This window comes from Microbacterium wangyouchuni (genome assembly GCF_051546305.1).
Taxonomy (GTDB): Bacteria; Actinomycetota; Actinomycetes; order Actinomycetales; family Microbacteriaceae; genus Microbacterium.
In genome coordinates this window covers 285,133-304,933 of the sequence record NZ_JBPTMA010000004.1, presented here as the reverse complement: position 1 = coordinate 304,933, position 19,801 = coordinate 285,133, and the positions used below count along the sequence as shown (strand labels likewise).

The following is a 19,801-nucleotide window of genomic DNA, read 5'->3' as shown; positions in this document are numbered from 1 at the left end:
GATGACCGTGATGACTCTGGGCAAGGCCCTCAACGCTGGACTCCGTCAGGCCATGAAGGACGACGACAAAGTCGTGTTGATGGGTGAAGACATCGGAAAGCTCGGGGGCGTGTTCCGCATCACCGACGGGTTGCTGGACGAGTTCGGCGCGACGCGCGTGATCGATACTCCACTCGCCGAGTCCGGGATCGTGGGCGCCGCCGTCGGGCTGGCCTACCGTGGGTACCGACCCGTGGTCGAGATCCAGTTCGACGGATTCGTCTATCCGGCGTTTGATCAGATCGTCTCGCAGGTTGCGAAGTTGCACTACCGCACGCAGGGCCGGGTGAAGATGCCGATCACCATCCGCATTCCTTGGGCCGGTGGAATCGGTGCGGCGGAACACCACTCGGAGTCTCCGGAGTCCTACTTCGTACACACCGCCGGGTTACGGGTGATCGCTGTCTCCAACCCGGAGGACGCCTATCGCTGCCTACAGCAGGCGATCGCATCAGACGACCCGGTGATCTTCTTTGAACCCAAGCGCCTCTATCACCATAAGGGCGAGGTTGACCTGGATTCTTCGCTGGCGGATGCTTCGCCGATGGGGCTCGCCCGTGTCGTGCGCGAAGGATCGGATGCCACGGTCATCACGTACGGCGCGATGCTGTCAACAGCGCTGGATGCCGCGGACGCTGCCGCCGACGAAGGCTTGTCTCTCGAGGTCATCGATCTGCGTTCGTTGTCACCCATCGACTACGACACGGTCGCCGCATCCGTGCGACGTACCGGACGCGTCGTGGTCGCGCACGAGGCATCACGGGAAGCCGGAGTTGCGGCTGAGGTGATCGCAAGCATCACGGAGCGCTGCTTCGAGTATCTCGAGTCCGCCCCTCTGCGCGTAACCGGACACGATGTGCCGTATCCGCCCGCAAAGCTGGAGAAGTTCCATCTGCCGGATCTGGACCGGATTCTTGATGCCGTCGACCGCGTCCTTGAGCGGCCGAACAGCTTGACGGGGGCCGAATCATGATCGAAGAATTTCGTCTTCCTGATCTCGGTGAGGGGCTCACTGAAGCCGATGTCGTGCAGTGGCTCGTTGCGCCCGGTGACACAGTCACGCTGAATCAGACCCTGGCCGAGGTGGAAACCGCCAAGGCCGTTGTCGAGCTGCCGTCACCCTATGAGGGCACCGTGCACAGTCTGCACGCCGAGGCCGGAGACACCGTGGCCGTTGGTGCACCACTCATCGCCTTCGACGTCGCCGGCGAAGCCTCGGATGATGAAGCGCCGCCAGCCCAGGCCCAGGCAGAGGAAGCGGAGAAGACACCGCCGAATCTGGTGGGTTATGGCGCAGCTCCGTCGAGCACGGCACGCCCGGTCCGGCGCGCTCGGCGCTCGGCTGTGGGGACCAGGACTATCGATACCGCTGTGTTGGAGGCGGCCCCGCACGATGTTCTGCCCGAGATGCCAGCGCCCCGCCAGACCGGTGAACGGCCGCGTTCCACGCCGCCGGTGCGCGCCTACGCCAAGCGGCTGGGCGTAGACATCGTCCTGGTTGCCGCGGAAGTCGGTGACCGGCTCATTACACGCGATGACATCGATGCCTATGCCGAGCGCATCGGTGCGGCTCCGCAGACCGGTCCCGCTGAGACAGCAGCATCGAAGCATCCTGCGCCGCCTACAGCGCCTCCGTCGACGCCGGGGGAGCGTGAAACACGCATTCCCATTCGCGGGGTGCGCAAGCACACCGCCGCCGCGATGGTGCAGAGTGCGTTCACCGCTCCGCACGTGACCACCTTCCACACGGTTGATGTCACCGAAACGATGGATCTCATCGCGAGCCTGCGTCAGGATCGCGCTCTGGCCGAGCATCGGATCGGACCGCTTGTCGTCGTGGCGAAGGCCGTCTGCCTGGCCCTGACCCGTACACCCGGGCTGAACTCGCGCTGGGATGAGGGAGCCGCGGAGATCGTACAGCCGCACTACGTCGATCTGGGCATTGCAGCGGCAACCGAGCGTGGTCTCATCGTGCCGAACATCCGTGATGCGGATCAGATGACTCTGCCAGAGCTCGCCGACGCACTGAGTGCTCTGACCGAGACTGCGCGGTCCGGGAAGACCTCGCCGGCCGAGCTGATGGGGGGCACATTCTCGATCACCAACATCGGAGTCTTCGGTATCGATGCGGGAACCCCGATCCTGCCCCCCGGTCAGTCGGGAATTCTCGCGGTGGGAGCGGTTCGTCGTCAACCCTGGGAATACCGCGGTGAGATCGCGCTGCGGCAGATGATGACGCTGAGTCTCTCGTTCGATCATCGCGTCGTGGATGGCGCAGAGGGCGCGCGCTTCGTCAAGGACGTCGCGGATATTCTCGAACAACCGGGCCGGGCGATGCTCCTGCGGTGATCGCGCGGAGCCGGTCTGAAATCAGAGGCCAGCGAGCAGTGCGGCCTCGGCCATCGTGATCAGCGTGCGCGCGGTTGTCTTCTTCGAACGGGAAGCGCTGCGCGTGCTGTGGGGCGTGGAGTTGATGAGGCCGAAGCACGCCTGGACGCGGAGGCGCAGCTCATCGGTTGCGCCCGACTGCAAGGGATGCAATGCGTCGATCCACAGGTCGATATAGGTGCGCTGCAGGCGGCGGACCTCCGCCTGGTCAGCATCTGCGAGATGGGCCAGGTCGCGGTCTTGCACCCGGATGACGTCGGCGTTGGACAGTGCGAAATCAACGTGGAAGGTGACGAGTGCCCGCATCCGCTCGCTCTCGTCCGCTGCGCCGTCAAACACGTTCCGGCCGCCACTGACGAGTTCCTCGCTGACCTTGATCAGCACGGCTCCCAGCAGGGCCTGCTTGCCGGCGAAGTGACGATACACAGCGGGACCGGAGACGCCGACGGCGGACCCGATGTCCTCAAGACTCACCCCGGAGTATCCGCGCTCGGCAAAAAGGCGCGACGCTTCCTGCAGGAGGGCATCGGCACGCTCGGCCTTGGCGCGATCTCGCGCAGTGACAGGGGTTGTCATCTCAGTTAATGCTCGCTAACCTAAATGAACTGGTTAGTGAACACTAACCGAAAACGCATGATGAGTGCCACCACGTGAGTCAAGGAGGACATCACGATGCCCCCTACCCAGCAATTGCTTGCGCGCGAGCTGCGCGACCGTCTGGCGGCCGCCGCGCTCGGAGGTCCCGAACGTTCCCGCCAGCGGCACGTTGAACGGGGCAAGCTGCTGCCGCGAGAGCGCATCACCCGGCTGCTGGATGAGGGCAGCCCCTTCCTCGAGGTCTCGCCGCTCGCTGCGGACGGCATGTACGACGGCGAAGCTCCGGGGGCGGGTGTCATTGCGGGCATCGGTCTGGTGCACGGGCGGCATGTGATGGTCGTATGCAATGATGCCACCGTCAAGGGGGGCAGTTACCTGCCGATGACGGTGAAGAAACACCTGCGCGCGCAGGAGATCGCGCTGGAGAATCGGCTGCCGTGCCTGTATCTCGTCGATTCTGGGGGAGCATTCCTCCCCAAACAGGACGAAGTGTTTCCCGACCGCGAGCACTTCGGTCGCATCTTCTTCAACCAGGCCCGTATGAGCGCCGAACGCATCCCGCAGATCGCGGCCGTGCTCGGCAGCTGCACCGCCGGTGGCGCCTACGTCCCCGCTATGAGCGATGAAACAGTGATCGTGCGCAACCAGGGCACGATCTTCCTCGGCGGGCCACCGCTGGTGAAGGCGGCAATCGGCGAGGTCGTCAGCGCTGAAGAACTCGGCGGGGGAGAGCTGCATGCCCGCCGCTCGGGCGTCGTCGACCATCTCGCCGAAGACGATGAGCATGCCCTGGAGATCGTGCGCAACATCGTTGCCACCCTGCCGCAGCCCGCACAGCCGGCGTGGGATGTGGATCCCTCTCACGAGCCCGCGGAGCCATCCAGCCTGTACGACGTGGTTCCCGTAGACGTGAACGCAAGCTACGACGTGCGAGAGGTTCTCGCCAGACTTATCGACGGCGATTCGTTCCACGAGTTCAAGGCTGAGTACGGCACGACACTGGTCACCGGATTCGCCAGGCTCCACGGACATCCGATCGGCATCGTTGCGAACAACGGCGTGTTGTTCAGCGAGTCCGCCCTCAAGGGAGCTCACTTCATCGAGCTGTGCGACCAACGCGGCATTCCCCTGCTGTTCCTGCAGAACATCACCGGCTTCATGGTCGGCTCCGAAGCTGAAGCCGGCGGCATCGCCAAGGACGGCGCGAAGATGGTCACCGCTGTTGCCACGACTCGGGTGCCGAAGCTGACCGTCATCATCGGTGGATCCTTCGGCGCCGGCAACTACTCGATGTGCGGCCGCGCGTACTCACCGCGTTTTCTGTGGACGTGGCCTGCCAGCCGGATCTCCGTGATGGGTGGCGCGCAAGCAGCCTCGGTACTGGCGACCGTGAATGAAGACCAGCTCACCGGGCGCGGCGAGAACTGGAGCGACGAGCAGCGCACCGCGTTCGAAGCCCCTATCCGTGCCCAGTACGAGACTCAGGGGGAGCCCTACTATGCCACTGCGAGGCTATGGGATGACGGAATCATCGACCCCGACCAGACCCGCGACACGCTCGGGCTCGCACTGGATGTCATCGCCCGCAGCCCGCTACCTGAACCGCGCTTCGGCCTTTTCCGGATGTGAGTGCCATGACCACTAGTGAGCCAGCCACCGCGATCACCACTCGTCGTCCCGCGCGCGCGGACTTCGACACCGTCCTCGTTGCCAACCGCGGGGAGATCGCTCGACGCATCATTCGCACACTGCGCGAACGTGGAGTGCACAGCGTCGCCGTCTACAGCGAGGCCGATGCCACATCGCCGCACGTCCGTGAAGCCGACAGCGCCGTGCTGATCGGCCCGGCACCGGCAGCGGAGTCATACCTGAGCGTTGACGCCATCATCGCTGCCGCGCAGCAGAGTGGCGCGCAGGCGATTCATCCCGGCTACGGTTTTCTGTCTGAGAGTATCGCCCTCGCAGAAGCCTGTGCGGAAGCGGGAATCACCTTCATCGGCCCCTCGCCCCGAGCGATTGAGATCATGGGCGACAAGTCCGCTGCCCGGGAACAGGTCGAAGCCCATGGTGTGCCGGTCGTCCCCGGCTTCGATGCCACCGGACTTTCGGACGAACAGATTGCCCAGCGTGCCGCAGAGGTCGGCTACCCGCTGCTCGTCAAACCCAGTGCTGGCGGCGGCGGTAAGGGGATGGAGGTCGTCTCGCAGGCTGATGAGCTCGCCGGTGCGCTGGCATCGGCTCGTCGCGTGGCATCAGCAGCGTTCGGCGATGATTCGCTGCTGTTGGAGCGACTCATCGCGCGCCCGCGCCACATCGAGGTACAGGTCTTCGGCGACGCCCACGGCACGGTGATCGCCCTCGGCGAGCGCGAGTGCACGCTGCAACGACGGCACCAGAAGGTCGTTGAGGAAGCTCCATCCGCGGGGCTCGCGGAGGCCGTTCGAACGCAACTGTTCGCCGCGGCGATTCGAGCGGCCGAGAGCGTCGAGTATGTCGGTGCCGGCACCGTAGAATTCCTGGTCGATGCGGATGCCCCGGATGAGTTCTTCTTCATCGAGATGAACACGCGACTGCAGGTGGAGCATCCCGTCACCGAAGCGGTCACCGGACTGGATCTTGTTGCGTTGCAACTGTCGGTTGCTGCGGGGGAGAAGCTGCCCGAGCCGCCGGCCCTGACTGGCCATGCCGTCGAAGCCCGCATCTACGCGGAGTCTCCGGAACGGGGCTTTCTGCCGTCGACCGGGCACGTGTTGCGTTTCGATGCGCCGCCGGGCGTGCGCGTGGATGCCGCGATCGAGACGGGCAGCGAAGTCACCGGCTTCTACGATCCGATGATCGCGAAGGTCATCGCCTCCGGCCCTGACCGGGAGTCGGCGCTTGCCCGACTGGACGCGGCTCTCGCCCGCACTGTTGTGCTCGGGGTGGAGACGAACATCGCGTTCCTGCGGCAGTTGGTGACCAACGAGCGCGTCCTGCGCGGGGACTTGGACACCGGGCTGATCGAGACGCTGCTTCCGCTGTCGCCCCTCATGGCGTCGCCCGGCATGCTGCAGGCGGCGAGAAACACCGTGCTGCATGAGAAACAGCCCCAGAACGTGTTTCTCATGCAGCAAGGCAATTCTCATCGCAGCGGATCGGTCTGGGCAGCCCTGACCGATGAAACCGCTCGCGAAATTGCTTTCCTCGCCGACAGCGGCGAGCTCGTCGACGTACCCGGCGGATGGACATCGGATGCCGACGCCGCCGCCAGTGCGATCGACGAAGAAGGAGCGGTCTGGGTGTCGGTGGCTGGTCACACCATGCGGCTCCGCCCGCTGGACCGACGTGCTCGCATGCGCCATCGTCTGGCTGCTCAGCAGCCCGCAGCCGCCGAGACGAGCCCGGAAGCGCGAGCGCCGATGCCAGGTAGCGTCGTCGCCGTACACGTCACCGACGGAGCTCACGTCACAGCGGGACAACCGCTCGTGTCTATCGAAGCGATGAAGATGGAGCATCCGGTGCTCGCACCACACGACGGAGACGTGCATCTACTGGTTGCCGTCGGCGACCAAGTACGGCGTGACCAATCCGTTGCGACCGTCACATCCGCCTCAGAACACCCCGACGGAGGAGAACGACCATGACCTACGACCTCACTGAAGAAGAACTCGAACTGAGCGCCATGGTGCGTGAGTTCGCCGACACCGTTGTCGCACCGCAGGCGTACGAGGCCGATCGCACGCACACGCTGTCGATGGACGTTGTTTCGCAGATGGGCGAGCTTGGGCTGTTCGGGTTGCCGTTTCCTGAGGAAGTCGGTGGGCAGGGCGGCGACTACATGGCTCTCGGCCTTGCGATCGAAGCCCTCGGCCGGGTGGACCAGTCCATCGCGATCACACTGGAGGCCGGAGTAAGCCTGGGCGCTATGCCGGTGTTCCGGTTCGGAACGGATGCGCAGCGCGCCGAGTATCTGCCGGATCTGCTCGCTGGCCGCGCCCTGGCCGGGTTCGGACTGACAGAGCCTGAGGCCGGCAGCGATGCCGGCGCCACCCGCACAACCGCTCGCCGCGATGGCGACGAATGGGTCATCGACGGATCGAAGCAGTTCATCACGAACTCCGGCACGCCCATCACTCGATTCGTGACAGTCACCGCGGTCACCGGCACCACTCAGACTCCGGGCGCGCAGGCGCGTAAGCAAATCTCGACGATCATCGTTCCCAACGGCACCCCGGGCTTCACCGTGGAAGCACCGTACGACAAGGTCGGTTGGCATGCCTCAGACACACACCCGCTGAGCTTTGACGGCGCGCGCGTCCCCGCGGAGAATCTGCTGGGTGAAGAGGGACGCGGGTTTGCGAACTTCCTCAACATCCTCGACGAGGGGCGCATCGCCATCGCGGCGCTCTCAACGGGCGCTGCGGAGGGATGCTTGGAAGCCGCCGTCGACTACGCCAAGAGCCGCACCGTCTTCGGCAGCGCGCTCAGCACGCGTCAGAACGCTCAGTTCACGCTGGCGAGGATGCGTACCCGGGTGCACACGGCCCGCCTGGCCTGGCATCACGCCGCACGCCTGCGGGACGCCGGAAAGTCGTTTGCCGAGGCCGCGGCGATCGCGAAGCTCGTCGCCGGAGACGCAGCGATGGACAATGCTCGGGATGCGACGCAGATCTTCGGCGGCAACGGCTTCATGAACGAGTTCTCGGTCGCACGCCACTATCGTGATTCGAAGATCCTCGAGATCGGCGAAGGCACGACCGAGGTGCAACTGCTGGTGATCGCTCGTGGATTGGGATTGACCTGATGACCGACATCGTCCAGCGCGGACTGTACTTCGAAGAGTTCGAAGTGGGTGCGCGTTACCTGCATCGACCAGGGCGTACAGCCACAGAGGCCGATAACATGCTGTTCACCACGTTGACGATGAATACCCAGGCACTGCACCTGGATGCGGCCTTCGCTGAGACCCAAGAGTTCGGCCAGCGGCTGATGAACTCGATGTGGACGCTGTCGACCATGGTCGGGGCATCCGTCGCCCAACTGACCCAGGGCACGCTGGTGGCCCAGCTCGGACTCGGTGACATCGCCTTCCCGCATCCCCTCTTCGCCGGTGACACCCTGTACACCGAGAGTGAGATCACCGATAAGCGGCTATCAGGGTCGCGTCCGGAACAAGGCATCTGCACGATCGCGCACACCGGTCGCAACCAGGACGGTGTCATCGTCGCAACCGCGATACGCGTCGCTCTCATGCATTGTCAGCCGAAGGAGCAGTGACCGTGGCGCTCGAGATGGGGCCGGCCCTGCTGTTCTGTCCGGCGGATAGACCGGAGCGCTTTGCGAAGGCTGCTGATCGCGCGGATGCCGTAATCCTCGATCTGGAAGATGCCGTAGCACCGGATGCGAAAACCGAGGCCCGCCGGAACGTGCTGGCCTCAGCGCTCGACCCGGCCCGGGTCATCGTACGCGTCAATGCGCCAGACAGCCCGGAGTTCGCGGACGACCTCGCGATGCTCGATCAGTCGAGCTATCGCACCGTTATGGTTGCGAAAACCGAAGGTGCGGCCGCGTTGGATGCCTTCGACGACAGATTCGAACTTATCGCCCTGTGCGAGACGGCGCGGGGCGTCAGCGCGGCGGCAGAGATCGTTGATCACCCGCGCATCGTGGCGATGATGTGGGGAGCTGAGGACCTGGTCGCCTCCCTCAGCGGCACATCGAGCCGGTATCCCGACGGCACATACCGCGACGTTGCACGCTATGCGCGCTCGCGCATCCTTGTGGAAGCAGCAGCACATGGGAAGGCCGCAATCGACGCGGTGCACATCGACATCGACGACATGGCGGGTCTCGCTGAAGAGGCGCGGGATGCAGTGGCCTCGGGCTTTGCGGCCACGGCATGCATCCACCCGAGCCAAGTCGGCGTCATCCGTGAAGCCTATGCGCCCGATCCGCAGGCGCTGACCCGGGCACGCGCGATGCTGGCGGTTGCGGTGGGCGAGCGCGGGGTGTTCCGTTTCGAGGGCCAGATGATCGACGAGCCCCTCCTGCGTCATGCTCGCGCGACGGTGGCACGGGCGCAGTAGACGCTCAGACAGTACTGGGCAGCAGCAACCGCAGAACGCCAGGGGACGATTCGAATCGGTGCACGGAACCGTTGCGCAGCAGTTCGCCTTCGCGGGGGAGACTGCCGCTGGACACATGGTTCAGGAGTGCACGAATCACGCCGCCGTGGGTCACGACGATCACGGATTCGGCGACAGGCGCTGAGCGTCGCCGGGCGTCGCGGGCGATGGTGTCCAGAGCATCCAGCGCGCGCTCGCATACCGCAGCCAGCGTTTCCGAACCTGCGGGGGCGGCATGCCAATCGCCGTACCGGGTGAGATAGTCGGCGACGAGAATTCCCTCTCCTTCACCAAATGAGCGCTCGCGCATGTCCGGGGCCAATACAGGCTCGGCCAGACCCAGCTCTGCGGCGATGATCTGGGCGGTTTCATGCGCCCGGACCAGGGGACTGGCATAGACGGCGTGGTGGGTGTCGGAGGCGAGCCTTGCGGCAGCGGCGCGGGCATCCGCTCGTCCCGTCTCATTCAGAGGGATATCTGTGGTGCCCTGAATGCGGCGGGCGAGGTTCCAGTCGGTCTGGCCATGTCGTACGAGGGTCAAAAGTGTCACGTCAGAAGCTCCTGAAGGGCGGGAAGGACATCACTGGTGCCGGCAGCGAGCGTCACATGCGCCCAAGGATCGGCACGGGTGGGCTCATGGTTGATGATGATCAGGGGGATGCCGCGTCGGCGGGCGCGTTCGACGATGCGCACGCCCGAGTTCACTACGAGGGAGGATCCGGCGACGATCAAGGCATCGCTTGCGTGCAGCAGCGATTCCGCCGCGCGAAACCTGTCACGGGGGACGAACTCGCCGAAGAAGACCACGTCAGGTTTCAGCATCCCGCCGCATACCGTGCAGCTGGGCACGATGAAGTTCTCAGTGCTCTCCGGAGCAACGTCGCCGTCGGGGTTGAGCTGGATGTTCTCCGGGACGGTGATCCAGGGGTTCAGCTGTTCCAGCTGGGTCGCGATATCTCGCCGGTCGAATACCTGACCGCATTGCAGACAGCCGACTCGCCGCATCGTGCCGTGCACCTCGATCACGCGTGCACTGCCAGCACGCAGATGCAGTCCATCAACGTTCTGGGTGATGACGCCGGTGACGAGGCCATCGCGCTCCATTTCAGCCAGCGTGGTGTGGCCAGTGTTCGGCTGGGCTGAGGCGAAGGCTCGCCAGCCGAGATGACCGCCGATCCAGTAGCGACGTCGGGCCTCTTCGTCGGCCAGGTAGCGCTGGCCGGTCATCGGGTCGGTTCGGGTACGCGCGCCCTCACCCCGATACGCCGGGATGCCCGAATCCGTAGAGATTCCTGCTCCGGTGAGTAACGCAATCCGGCGTCCGCGAAGCAGATCAGCTGCGGCTGCGATGCTGTCAGAGACCTCTGCAGCTGTCGTCGCACTCACGGAACCTCCCGCATCGAGTCTACTGTCGAGGGTATGCATCTCGAGTACGTGTCAGATCCGGCCGACCCGCGCCTGGCCGACTACCGCAACCTGACTGATACCGCGTTGCGACGGGTGCAGGAGCCTGCCGGCGGACTTTACATCGCCGAGTCAGCGAAGGTGATCGAGCGGGCGATCAACGCCGGTCATAAGCCACGCTCGGTGCTGGTCCAACAGCGCTGGGTGGAGGGGATCGCTGAACTGCTCGGGCAGGAGAGCGATACGCGGATCATCGTCGTGACGGATGACGTAGCTGAAGCAGTTACCGGCTACGCCGTGCACCGGGGAGCTCTGGCTGCGATGCATCGTCCGCAGATGCCACGCCTCGCTGACCTTCTCAGTGCGGCGAACGAATCAGCGGACGCGGGCCGATCACGGATCGCGATCCTGGAGAACCTCACCGATCATGCGAATGTCGGCGGCGCGTTCCGCAATGCTGCGGCATTGGGCATCGACGCGGTGCTGGTTACGCCCAGCTGTGCTGATCCGCTGTACCGGCGGAGCGTGCGCGTGAGTATGGGCACGGTCTTCCAGGTGCCGTGGACGAGGATTGAGAGTTGGCCGGCGGACATTGAGCTGTTGAAGGACGCGGGTTACGTCGTCGCAGGAATGACCCTGGGGGAGGGCGCCATTACCCTCGATGAGCTGGTAGTCGAAGATCACGAGAAGCTCGCGCTGGTGTTCGGTACCGAAGGTGACGGCATCATCCCCGCTACCGATCGCGTGCTTGCCCGGAGAGTGACGATTCCGATGATGGGTGGCGTTGACTCTCTCAACGTCGCGGCGGCATCGGCAGTGACCTTTTACGCGACGAGGTGACGCGTGAACCCAGGGCGATTGCGCGTTTCTCGATCAAGAGCCACGATGCATACCCGAGGGCCATCGAAACAGACAACGACAGAGCGATGTTGACGAGCAACGGTACAGGACCGAACAACACGATCAGCAGCTGCTGGACGGGAAAACCCCAGAGATACATACCGTAGGACGGATCGCCTGGTCTGCGCACGACACCTGCACTCCGGCTCGGTCTGGATCCGATTGCCACGACGGCGTAGGTGACTACGGGCCACGCGAGCAGGGTAGCGGCGGAGCCCTGCGTGGGTCCGATCGCAACGAGCCCGATCAGTGCTGGCCAGATCGGCCAGTGCGCAAGCTTGCCACCTCTAGAAGCCAGCGAACCGAGCAAAAAGAAGACCAGTGCCATTGCCGTCGTGCGCATCGGCCCAAAGAGCCAACCCGTGAGGACTGCTGATCCGATCGTCAGGATGAGCGCTCCGCGGATCGCGCGGCCAGCGCGATGTCCCAGCAGCGCGGTGACGAGCAGCACGAGGTAACAGCAGAATTCGACGCCCAGGCTCCACAGCGACCCGTTGACGACAGGTTCAGGGTTGGTCGTGAACACTCCTGGCAACTCGTACTGCGCAAAGAGCAGCATGGTCAGGAGGTATCGCCAGGTATCACTCGACGCCCAGTAATCAGCAGCTGGGAGCGTGCTGGCGACCGGGCCGATCAGAAACACGGTCAGCACGACGACGACGATCAGTGCTGGGAAGATCCGCAGGCAACGCCGGATCAAGAACTGTATCGCCCGCGGGTCGCGTTCCCAACTGGTGGCCAACAGGTAGCCGCTGATCGCGAAGAAGATGTAGACGCCGAGATGATGAATACGGATTCCCGCGAAGGTCGGCACACCCGAGAGCCCCGAAAGCGGCCAGGCATGGCCGACAATGACCATGGAGGCTGCGGCCAGGCGGAGAGCATCGAACAGATTGGAGGGGCGAGCGCTCAAAGTTCAGTCGATGCAGTGCTGTCGGCGAGCTGGTGAGCCAGCCGTGCGCGGGCGCGGGAGAGGCGGCTGCGCACAGTGACCGCCCGCCGGCCCAGGATGGCCGCGACCTCCTCTTGGGTGAAGCCTTCCCAGTAGACGAGGGTGATGATCTCCTGGTCGATCGCGGGCAGGTCCGAAATGAGATGCCGGACATGCTCGGCCACGTCCGGATTTAGCGCGGCCGTTGAACCATCGAGTTGCGCGGCCAGATCCGCGCGGACATGCGACCGCAGACGGTCGCCGAGAGCTGAACGTCGTCGCACGCCACGGCGATACTGGGAGAGCACGTTCCTGGCGATCCCGAACAGCCAGGGCTTCATCGCTTCCGGCATGATTGCGTTGCGCTTCGGGCTTTTCCATGCAGCGAGAAAGGTCTCGCTGAGGAGGTCGGCGGCATCTTCTTCCGGTGTCACCCGGCGAATGAAATACCCCAGCAACGCAGGGGCTGATTCGCGGAAAGCCCGTTCGATGTCAGGCGACTGGGTCGCGAGTGGCCTGGGCGGCAAGGCGATCGTCACCGGAGCTGTCCTGTGCAGTCGCTACTCAGCCAGGAGTCGCCACTCCCGCTGATATCGAGTTCGACGAGTGCGTCTGTCAGCAAGAACGACGTCAGCGAGAACGAGAATGCTTCATCGTCGGACAAGAACTCGTCTGTGGGAATCCACTGCGACGATGCCGGCAGCACCCCTGGTGTTGCCTCCGTGTCACCGGTCAGGACGAGCGCGTAGTCGTAGATCCGCTGGCCGATCCCGGAGAAATCATGAGTCTGGAAGTACTCGATCACTGCGTGCGGCTGCGTTGCGAAAAGCGAGCCGCCTTCGATCTGGGCCGTACACGAGACGGGGATTCCGGTGTTCGTCGTGTACTCCACCGCGAGCGGCAGATCGGCATGCAGCAGGTTATCGACGACCACCGCGCTCGCGGTGAGCGCGCCGACGGCGACTATCGCCCCAGGAATGAGCCAGAGTGCACGCGCCGGCTTGCGCACCCGGCTCGCGGAGCGCCGTGCCTCGGCGACGACGGAGTCCAGCGCCGCCGACGTCGAAGCGGGCGGGGTGTAATCTCGACCGCTGCCCGTGAGCAGCTCGTCAAGCGTGGGCTTTCGCATGTTGTCTCCCAGCGTTCCACGACAGCGAAGAATCCGTCGTCACCAAGGAAATGGCCAGCATGCGCAGAAATGTTGCATGGAGATTCACATTGCGTTGAGCGAGTCGCTCACTCTAGGAAGGCTCGTAGGGCGCGATCGGTGAAGGCTCAGGCCGCTTCGCTGTGATCAGGTCGCCGGAAGACTGGTGACGCAGCCGCCGAAGAACCCAGGGCACCAGGTGCTCCCGTGCCCAACCGAGGTCCTCCGCCCGAACCTCGCGCCAGGTTCGCGCGGGCAACGGATCCGGCTGCATCGGCCGCAGATCGTTCGGCACGTTCAACGCACGAAGCACCATGCGTGCGACCTCGTGGTGCCCGAGGGTGTTGAAGTGGAGCCGATCATCGCCGAAGAAGCGCGGATCTTGCACGGTCTTGAGCGACCACTGATCAGCAATGATGCAGTCGTATCGATCGGCGATCGCGCGCACGTTCTCGTTGTAGATGGCGACTTTGCCTCGAAACGCGCGCAGCACGGGCGTGAAACCCGTGTCGATACCGGTGAACAGCACGACCGCCGCGCCGGTCGACGTGAGTCGAGCGACCGCATCCTCAAGCTGAACGGCAATCTGGTCGGGATCGGTGCCGGGGCGGATGACGTCGTTGCCCCCGGCACAGATCGAGATGAGATCAGGGCGCAGCGTTACGGCCGGTTCGATCTGTTCTGCGGCGATCTGCGCGATCAGCTTGCCCCGGACGGCGAGGTTCGCATATGCGAAGTCATCAACCTGTTGGGAGAGCACCTCTGCGACGCGATCAGCCCATCCTCGGTGCCCGTCTGGTGCGGCGGGATGGGGGTCTCCGATGCCCTCGGTGAACGAGTCGCCAACGGCGACGAACCGACGCCACGGATGCGTGGACTCGTTTGGTATATACGGTGTACGCGGAGTTTCGTGAGCGGTCATCATGCTCTCCTTCATGCCGTGCCATGGATCGTAGCCGTGCAGGCACCGAGCCTACCCTCAGCGTCGTCGACGGTGGGGGAGGATCCCGATGTCCGCGCCCTCGCTTATCCTTGAATCGATGCTCTCTCCGTCATTCCCCCAGCGCGCCCCATGGGGAACGGCCGACAAACTTCGTGCCTGGCAGCGCGAGGCTCTCGAGACCTATTTCGCGCGTGATCAACGGGACTTTCTGGTCGCCGCAACACCGGGCGCTGGTAAGACGACCTTCGCGCTGACTCTGGCTGTGGAACTGCTTCGCATGGGCGAGGTGAACCGCGTCATCGTCGTCGCTCCGACGGAGCATCTCAAGACACAGTGGGCGGATGCTGCGGCCCGGGTACATATCCGGCTGGACCCTCGATTCCGTAACAGCCACTGGGCACCATCGAGGCAATATCACGGTGTCGTCGTCACATACGCGCAGGTGGCCGCCAAGTCTTCTGTTCACCGTCACTTGACCGAAGATGCCAAGACCCTGGTCATCCTCGACGAGGTCCATCATGGTGGCGACGCGTTGAGCTGGGGCGACGCGATCCGTGACGCCTATGGTCCAGCCAAACGACGCCTATCGCTGTCCGGGACGCCCTTTCGCAGCGACACCGCTCCGATCCCGTTCGTCACGTACGCCCCGGATGAGTCCGGCGCCCGGATCTCAAGCACGGACTACGCCTACGGTTACGGCCGTGCCCTTGCCGACGGTGTGGTGCGCCCCGTGCTGTTTCACATGTACTCCGGCAAGATGCGCTGGCGCACAAGTGCGGGGGATGAGCTCGAAGCCCATCTCGGACAAGACAACACCAAGGACGTCAACTCCCAGGCCTGGCGCACGGCGCTGGATCCTGAGGGGGCGTGGATGCCTGCGGTGCTGTCAGCCGCTGACCGCCGGCTCACCGAGGTCCGCGTTCATGTGCCGGATGCCGGTGGCTTGGTGCTGGCGACGGATCAGACAGTGGCGCGCGCCTACGCGAAGATCTTGCACAGCATCACTGGCGAGCAGCCCACGGTCGTGCTCTCCGATGACGCCTCGGCTTCGGAGCGCATCGAGAAGTTCAGCGCGAACACCAGCCGGTGGATGGTCGCAGTGCGGATGGTGTCGGAGGGCGTCGACGTTCCGCGCCTCGCGGTGGGCGTCTACGCAACGTCATCGTCAACGCCCCTGTTCTTCTCGCAAGCCATCGGACGTTTCGTGCGTGCACGACGCCGCGGCGAGGCAGCGAGCGTGTTCTTGCCGAATGTTCCTGTGCTCATGGGGCTCGCAAACGAGCTTGAGAAGCAGCGCGACCACGCACTTGATCGCCAGAGCAAAGACGAAGACGGTCTTGATGACTCGTTGCTGGAGAGCGCGAATCGTGAAGAAGACGCATCCGACGCGCTGACACAGGAATTCAGCTACCAGGCGATCTCGTCTCTCGCTCACTTCGACCGCGTGGTCTTTGAAGGACAGGATTTCGGTCAGCTGGCTGAGCCTGGCACCCCCGAAGAAGAAGAGTTCATCGGCATCCCGGGGTTGCTGGAGCCTGAGCACGTTCATGAGTTGCTGATGCAGCGCCAATCTCGGCAGTCGAAGCTGCGCGAAGCGCGCGAGGCCGTCGAAGGCCCAGAAACCGTCACCACGCTACCGGCGCCGTTGCATCGCACGCTACGTGAGCAGCGGCAGCTGCTGAACAGCCTGGTGGGCCTTTACGCTCGACAAGCCGGTGAGCCACATGGCGCCGTGCATGCCGAACTGCGTCGCCTCTGCGGGGGACCTGCCGTCGCCCAGGCGACCGTCACACAACTGCAATCGCGTATTGAGCTGCTGCGCAAGCGGGTTCGCTCTTAGGAGCCCCGAAATGCTGGCAATCCCGCTGTTTCGGCGGGGAGGGCGTCCGTGCATCGATACGGTTGATGAGCCCCAGCTGGGCACATGCACTACTTTTCTCGGAGGAACAATGACTGCGCCTGCAGCCGCAGAGCCGACCCCCGCTGACCGGCGGCGCTGGGCGCGCTACCTCGTGGAGGAACGCGCTGAGGGCTCCGTTTATCAGCAGCTTGCCGCACGGAAGACGGGTGAGGAGCAGGAGATCCTGCAGAGCCTCGCCGATGCGGAACGGCGCCATGAACAGCACTGGCTTAATCTGCTGGGGCAGGAGCCCGCACGCTTGCCGCGAGCGGGCTTTCGCTCGCGCTTGCTGAGTTGGATGGCAGGCCGATTCGGATCGATCTTCGTGCTGGTACTTGCTCAGAGCGCAGAAGCTCGCTCGCCGTATGACACCGAGAAGTACGCGACTCCGGCGATGCGCGCCGACGAGAAGATCCACCACGAGGTGGTTCGCGGCCTTGCCGCGCGCGGGCGGCGCCGGCTCTCCGGCTCGTTCCGCGCCGCCGTATTCGGTGCCAACGATGGTCTTGTGAGCAACCTCGCCCTCGTGCTCGGCATCGGCGCTACCGGCGTCAGCTCGGGTTTCGTGCTGTTCAGCGGTATCGCCGGATTGCTCGCCGGGGCCTTGTCGATGGGGGCAGGCGAGTTTGTGTCGGTGCGATCTCAGCGCGAGCTGCTGGCTTCCACCGAGGCTAATGAGAATGCGGCGTTGGCCGCCGGCGATCTCGACATCGATGAGAACGAGCTTGCGCTCGTCTACCGTGCGCGCGGTATCGATCAGGACGAGGCACTGGCCCGCTCACGCCGGATCATCACCGCTGCGCAAGAGGGGGTACGCCGCACTGCTACCGGCCCTATCCGCGCGGCATCGAACGATCACGACATCATCGGAAGCGACTGGACGGCAGCGATTTCGAGCTTTTTGCTCTTCGCCTCCGGGGCGATCATCCCGGTGTTGCCGTGGATCTTCGGCCTGCACGGACTCACGGCGATCGTGGTGGCGCTTGCACTGGTGGGCATCGCGCTTCTCGGCACCGGAGCGATGGTCGGTGTGCTTTCGGGCGGCCCGCCGCTTCGTCGCGCGTTGCGACAGCTCGCTATCGGCTTCGGTGCCGCTGCAGTCACTTACGCGCTGGGGCTGTTCTTCGGCGTCGGCGCGGTCTGAGCGCGTCCCGAGCGAATGCTCACCGCCCACACCGGGCGCGCTATGGTGACGACGAAGGAAGTCATCAGGAGGTGGAGTCATGCGTCGAGATGCAGCGCGCGTGCAGACCCAGCGGATCGCTGTGCTCGTGGGAGCGTTCGTCGTTATTGGGATCATCCTCTGGATAGATATCGCTACGGGTATCTGGCAAGAGTTGGTGATTCTGTCGGGGTTGGCGGCCGGCCTGGTCACCTTCCTGCTGACGGCGCTCGTGCTGAGCCGCGTCATGGAGAAGTCGGCGGCGAGAAGGTGGGCGCCCGTCAACCGTCTGGCACTCTCAGAATTCCTCCATGCCCTCGCTGATGAAGAAGGCAGTGAGATCTCTCGGGGACGGGTACACCCCCGAAGCATCCCGACGTTAGTGGATGCGAGCACACCCGCTGAACTGTCGGCGCAGTTGCATGTGCTGCGAGAAGTCGTCGTCGATGAACGGCGGAGACTCTCCGAAGCGCTAAGCCGCTGGGCAGAGTTCCTGGCCTCCAGCGGGGACAACGAAGAGATTCTCCGGCATGTGGCAGCGATCGCGCTGCGGCTGGATCGCGTTCGGGATGCCGCGCTCGAGCTGGAAGAATCGCCACAACCGCAAAACAAGGAACCGCTCGTACGAGAGATCGATGGATGCAATACGAAGTTCAGTGCACTCGTCGATGAGTTGCAAGAACGACTCAGATTCGATCCGCAGGTCTCAGAGAGCACATAAGAATTCGACCTGATGGAATGAAAAAGGCTCCCTTTCGGGAGCCTTTTTCGTTCTGTGCGCGGAGGGGGACTTGAACCCCCACGCCCTTGCGGGCACTACGACCTCAACGTAGCGCGTCTACCATTCCGCCACCCGCGCAGGTGATGAAAAGTCGTTGCCGACCGAAGAGAAACATTACCAGATCTCGGCAGGCTCGACGAACCACAGTGCACCCCGGGCGTGCCGGAGGACTTCGGTAGCCTGACCATATGGTTCCGTCCTCGCATCCCGAAGTCGTGCGCATCGCGCAAGATCTGATCCGGTTCGACACGTCCAATTTTGGTGGCGGACGCGCCAACGGCGAGCGGGAAGCCGCCGAGTACGTCGGTGCGTATCTCGAGGGCCTGGGGCTGGCTGCTGAGTACTACGAGCCGATCTCGCGCCGCACGAATGTCATGGCGCGCGTGCCCGGTCGCGATTCGAGCAAACCTGCACTTGTCGTCCACGGTCACCTCGACGTCGTTCCCGCGATAGCCGAAGACTGGAGCGTTGACCCTTTCGCCGGCGAGATCCGGGAGGGGATGCTGTGGGGTCGCGGCGCTGTCGACATGAAGAACATGGATGCGATGATTCTGACTTCTGTCGCAGACATCCTCAGAGCAGGGGAGCAACCCGAGCGTGATCTTGTTCTGGCGTTCTTCGCCGACGAGGAGAACGGAGGCGTCGAGGGCTCGGCCCTCGTCGTCAAAGACCGCCCCGAATGGTTCCGCGGTGCCACCGAAGCGATCAGCGAAGTCGGCGGATATTCGATCAACGTCGATGATCGTCGCGCCTATCTGCTGCAGGTGGGGGAGAAGGCGCTCATCTGGATCAGACTTGTCGCGCATGGCCGCGCGGGCCACGGCAGCCGCCTGCACGACGATAACGCCGTGCTGAAACTCGCGCAGGCCGTTACTGCCATCGGGAACACGCGCTGGCCCATCCGGCTCACTCCCACCACGCACGCGCTGCTGCACGGACTCAGCGAGCTCACGGGTCGTCCCGTTGATGATCCCGACGCACTTGCGGGAGCATCCGGTCCCGCCGCGGCGTTTCTTCGCTCGACGTTTCGAACGACCGCGAACGCCACCGCGCTCAACGCCGGCTACAAGCACAATGTGATTCCGGAACGCGCCGAAGCACTTATCGACGTGCGAGTACTTCCCGGTACCGAAGACGAGGTCCTCACCGAACTGCAACGCATCGTCGGTGACGACATCACGATCGAGACCGTCGTCCGCGACATCGGGATGGAAACCCCGTTCTCCGGCGAGCTGGTGGAGGCAATGGTCCACAGCCTCGGCAAGTACGACCCCGGAGTTCCGGTGATTCCCTATCTTCTCGGTGCCGGCACTGACAACAAGGCTCTCGCAACCCTCGGCATCACCGGATACGGGTTCGCACCGCTGCGGCTGCCGCCGGATCTGGATTTCACAGGGATGTTTCACGGGGTTGACGAGCGCGTACCCGTAGAATCGCTTGTCTTCGGCAAGCAGGTTCTCACCGATCTGCTGCGCTCCTACTAACCCGCTCCGCACCATCAGAAG

General features: G+C 64.1%; 19 protein-coding genes and 1 tRNA gene. 12 read left to right on the top strand and 8 right to left on the bottom strand.

The genetic code is table 11. The features are described 5' to 3' along the window. Position 1: 1 nt before the first annotated feature. Positions 2–1,012, top strand: a complete 1,011-nt coding sequence (locus ACSS7Z_RS10625; RefSeq protein ID WP_438254648.1) for an alpha-ketoacid dehydrogenase subunit beta — start codon at positions 2–4, stop codon at positions 1,010–1,012. Next, positions 1,009–2,388 carry a dihydrolipoamide acetyltransferase family protein gene (locus tag ACSS7Z_RS10620; protein ID WP_438254647.1) on the top strand — a complete coding sequence of 460 codons (1,380 nt, stop codon included), beginning with the start codon at positions 1,009–1,011 and terminating at the stop codon, positions 2,386–2,388. The genes ACSS7Z_RS10625 and ACSS7Z_RS10620 overlap by 4 nt, the downstream gene beginning before the upstream one ends. Before the next feature lie 21 nt (positions 2,389–2,409). Here the strand turns inward: ACSS7Z_RS10620 and ACSS7Z_RS10615 are convergent, their stop codons facing one another. Further along, complete coding sequence (locus ACSS7Z_RS10615) at positions 2,410–3,003, bottom strand: TetR/AcrR family transcriptional regulator (protein WP_438254646.1); 594 nt, start codon at positions 3,001–3,003, stop codon at positions 2,410–2,412. A 96-nt stretch (positions 3,004–3,099) separates the two neighbouring features. Between ACSS7Z_RS10615 and ACSS7Z_RS10610 the strand changes: the two genes are divergently transcribed. From ACSS7Z_RS10610 to ACSS7Z_RS10590, 5 genes are read left to right on the top strand one after another with little or no spacing between them, the layout of a single operon-like run. Beyond that, positions 3,100–4,653 (top strand): carboxyl transferase domain-containing protein, encoded by a 1,554-nt coding sequence (locus tag ACSS7Z_RS10610; protein WP_438254645.1) that lies wholly within the window; start codon positions 3,100–3,102, stop codon positions 4,651–4,653. Between the two features lie 5 nt (positions 4,654–4,658). Continuing rightward, on the top strand, positions 4,659–6,647 hold the full coding sequence (locus ACSS7Z_RS10605; protein WP_438254644.1) for an acetyl/propionyl/methylcrotonyl-CoA carboxylase subunit alpha: 1,989 nt from the start codon (positions 4,659–4,661) through the stop codon (positions 6,645–6,647). Continuing rightward, positions 6,644–7,807 (top strand): acyl-CoA dehydrogenase family protein, encoded by a 1,164-nt coding sequence (locus ACSS7Z_RS10600; RefSeq protein ID WP_438254642.1) that lies wholly within the window; start codon positions 6,644–6,646, stop codon positions 7,805–7,807. Before ACSS7Z_RS10605 ends, ACSS7Z_RS10600 begins: the two co-directional genes overlap by 4 nt. After that, on the top strand, positions 7,807–8,280 hold the full coding sequence (locus tag ACSS7Z_RS10595; protein WP_438254641.1) for a MaoC family dehydratase: 474 nt from the start codon (positions 7,807–7,809) through the stop codon (positions 8,278–8,280). Before ACSS7Z_RS10600 ends, ACSS7Z_RS10595 begins: the two co-directional genes overlap by 1 nt. After that, complete coding sequence (locus ACSS7Z_RS10590) at positions 8,277–9,089, top strand: HpcH/HpaI aldolase/citrate lyase family protein (protein ID WP_438254639.1); 813 nt, start codon at positions 8,277–8,279, stop codon at positions 9,087–9,089. Before ACSS7Z_RS10595 ends, ACSS7Z_RS10590 begins: the two co-directional genes overlap by 4 nt. Positions 9,090–9,093: 4 nt before the next feature. Here ACSS7Z_RS10590 and ACSS7Z_RS10585 read toward each other — a convergent pair whose 3' ends face one another. Together ACSS7Z_RS10585 and ACSS7Z_RS10580 are read right to left on the bottom strand one after the other, a co-directional pair. Further along, positions 9,094–9,678 (bottom strand): histidine phosphatase family protein, encoded by a 585-nt coding sequence (locus ACSS7Z_RS10585; RefSeq protein ID WP_438254638.1) that lies wholly within the window; start codon positions 9,676–9,678, stop codon positions 9,094–9,096. Next, complete coding sequence (locus tag ACSS7Z_RS10580; protein WP_438254636.1) at positions 9,675–10,514, bottom strand: Sir2 family NAD-dependent protein deacetylase; 840 nt, start codon at positions 10,512–10,514, stop codon at positions 9,675–9,677. The genes ACSS7Z_RS10585 and ACSS7Z_RS10580 overlap by 4 nt, the downstream gene beginning before the upstream one ends. A 33-nt stretch (positions 10,515–10,547) precedes the next feature. On the opposite strand from ACSS7Z_RS10580, the gene ACSS7Z_RS10575 reads away from it, so the two are divergent. Further along, positions 10,548–11,372, top strand: coding sequence for a TrmH family RNA methyltransferase (locus ACSS7Z_RS10575; protein ID WP_438254635.1), 825 nt, complete (start codon positions 10,548–10,550; stop codon positions 11,370–11,372). Here ACSS7Z_RS10575 and ACSS7Z_RS10570 read toward each other — a convergent pair. The 4 genes from ACSS7Z_RS10570 to ACSS7Z_RS10555 form a co-directional block, all read right to left on the bottom strand. After that, entirely contained in the window at positions 11,326–12,345 is a 1,020-nt protein-coding gene (locus ACSS7Z_RS10570) for an acyltransferase family protein (protein WP_438254634.1), read from the bottom strand. The genes ACSS7Z_RS10575 and ACSS7Z_RS10570 overlap by 47 nt on opposite strands. Continuing rightward, positions 12,342–12,902, bottom strand: coding sequence for an RNA polymerase sigma factor (locus tag ACSS7Z_RS10565; RefSeq protein ID WP_438254633.1), 561 nt, complete (start codon positions 12,900–12,902; stop codon positions 12,342–12,344). Before ACSS7Z_RS10565 ends, ACSS7Z_RS10570 begins: the two co-directional genes overlap by 4 nt. Further along, positions 12,899–13,492: a hypothetical protein gene (locus tag ACSS7Z_RS10560; protein ID WP_438254631.1), complete on the bottom strand. Its 594-nt coding sequence runs from the start codon at positions 13,490–13,492 to the stop codon at positions 12,899–12,901. Before ACSS7Z_RS10560 ends, ACSS7Z_RS10565 begins: the two co-directional genes overlap by 4 nt. A gap of 112 nt (positions 13,493–13,604) precedes the next feature. Then, complete coding sequence (locus tag ACSS7Z_RS10555; protein ID WP_438254630.1) at positions 13,605–14,432, bottom strand: SGNH/GDSL hydrolase family protein; 828 nt, start codon at positions 14,430–14,432, stop codon at positions 13,605–13,607. 118 nt (positions 14,433–14,550) lie between these two features. Here ACSS7Z_RS10555 and ACSS7Z_RS10550 point away from each other — a divergent pair, with 118 nt between their 5' ends. The 3 genes from ACSS7Z_RS10550 (at position 14,551) to ACSS7Z_RS10540 (ending at position 18,236) form a co-directional block, all read left to right on the top strand. Continuing rightward, positions 14,551–16,293, top strand: a complete 1,743-nt coding sequence (locus tag ACSS7Z_RS10550) for a DEAD/DEAH box helicase (RefSeq protein ID WP_438254629.1) — start codon at positions 14,551–14,553, stop codon at positions 16,291–16,293. 109 nt (positions 16,294–16,402) lie between these two features. Next, positions 16,403–17,497 carry a VIT1/CCC1 transporter family protein gene (locus ACSS7Z_RS10545; protein ID WP_438254628.1) on the top strand — a complete coding sequence of 365 codons (1,095 nt, stop codon included), beginning with the start codon at positions 16,403–16,405 and terminating at the stop codon, positions 17,495–17,497. Positions 17,498–17,576: 79 nt separating this feature from the next. Continuing rightward, positions 17,577–18,236, top strand: a complete 660-nt coding sequence (locus tag ACSS7Z_RS10540; protein ID WP_438254627.1) for a hypothetical protein — start codon at positions 17,577–17,579, stop codon at positions 18,234–18,236. Positions 18,237–18,291: 55 nt separating this feature from the next. On the opposite strand, the gene ACSS7Z_RS10535 is transcribed toward ACSS7Z_RS10540, so the two are convergent. Beyond that, a tRNA-Leu gene (locus ACSS7Z_RS10535) sits at positions 18,292–18,374 on the bottom strand. Positions 18,375–18,484: 110 nt separating this feature from the next. Between ACSS7Z_RS10535 and ACSS7Z_RS10530 the strand changes: the two genes are divergently transcribed. Continuing rightward, positions 18,485–19,780 carry a M20/M25/M40 family metallo-hydrolase gene (locus ACSS7Z_RS10530; RefSeq protein ID WP_438254626.1) on the top strand — a complete coding sequence of 432 codons (1,296 nt, stop codon included), beginning with the start codon at positions 18,485–18,487 and terminating at the stop codon, positions 19,778–19,780. Positions 19,781–19,801: the final 21 nt, after the last annotated feature.

Excerpts from the sequence above, each read along its gene's own strand:
- ACSS7Z_RS10595 (WP_438254641.1), top strand. The coding sequence starts at position 7,807 with ATGACCGACATCGTCCAGCGCGGACTGTACTTCGAAGAGTTCGAAGTG.
- ACSS7Z_RS10575 (WP_438254635.1), top strand. The coding sequence starts at position 10,548 with ATGCATCTCGAGTACGTGTCAGATCCGGCCGACCCGCGCCTGGCCGAC.
- ACSS7Z_RS10615 (WP_438254646.1), bottom strand. The coding sequence starts at position 3,003 with ATGACAACCCCTGTCACTGCGCGAGATCGCGCCAAGGCCGAGCGTGCC.
- ACSS7Z_RS10620 (WP_438254647.1), top strand. The coding sequence starts at position 1,009 with ATGATCGAAGAATTTCGTCTTCCTGATCTCGGTGAGGGGCTCACTGAA.
- ACSS7Z_RS10625 (WP_438254648.1), top strand. The coding sequence starts at position 2 with ATGACCGTGATGACTCTGGGCAAGGCCCTCAACGCTGGACTCCGTCAG.
- ACSS7Z_RS10610 (WP_438254645.1), top strand. The coding sequence starts at position 3,100 with ATGCCCCCTACCCAGCAATTGCTTGCGCGCGAGCTGCGCGACCGTCTG.
- ACSS7Z_RS10550 (WP_438254629.1), top strand. The coding sequence starts at position 14,551 with ATGCTCTCTCCGTCATTCCCCCAGCGCGCCCCATGGGGAACGGCCGAC.
- ACSS7Z_RS10545 (WP_438254628.1), top strand. The coding sequence starts at position 16,403 with ATGACTGCGCCTGCAGCCGCAGAGCCGACCCCCGCTGACCGGCGGCGC.
- ACSS7Z_RS10540 (WP_438254627.1), top strand. The coding sequence starts at position 17,577 with ATGCGTCGAGATGCAGCGCGCGTGCAGACCCAGCGGATCGCTGTGCTC.
- ACSS7Z_RS10560 (WP_438254631.1), bottom strand. The coding sequence starts at position 13,492 with ATGCGAAAGCCCACGCTTGACGAGCTGCTCACGGGCAGCGGTCGAGAT.
- ACSS7Z_RS10530 (WP_438254626.1), top strand. The coding sequence starts at position 18,485 with ATGGTTCCGTCCTCGCATCCCGAAGTCGTGCGCATCGCGCAAGATCTG.
- ACSS7Z_RS10555 (WP_438254630.1), bottom strand. The coding sequence starts at position 14,432 with ATGACCGCTCACGAAACTCCGCGTACACCGTATATACCAAACGAGTCC.
- ACSS7Z_RS10600 (WP_438254642.1), top strand. The coding sequence starts at position 6,644 with ATGACCTACGACCTCACTGAAGAAGAACTCGAACTGAGCGCCATGGTG.
- ACSS7Z_RS10605 (WP_438254644.1), top strand. The coding sequence starts at position 4,659 with ATGACCACTAGTGAGCCAGCCACCGCGATCACCACTCGTCGTCCCGCG.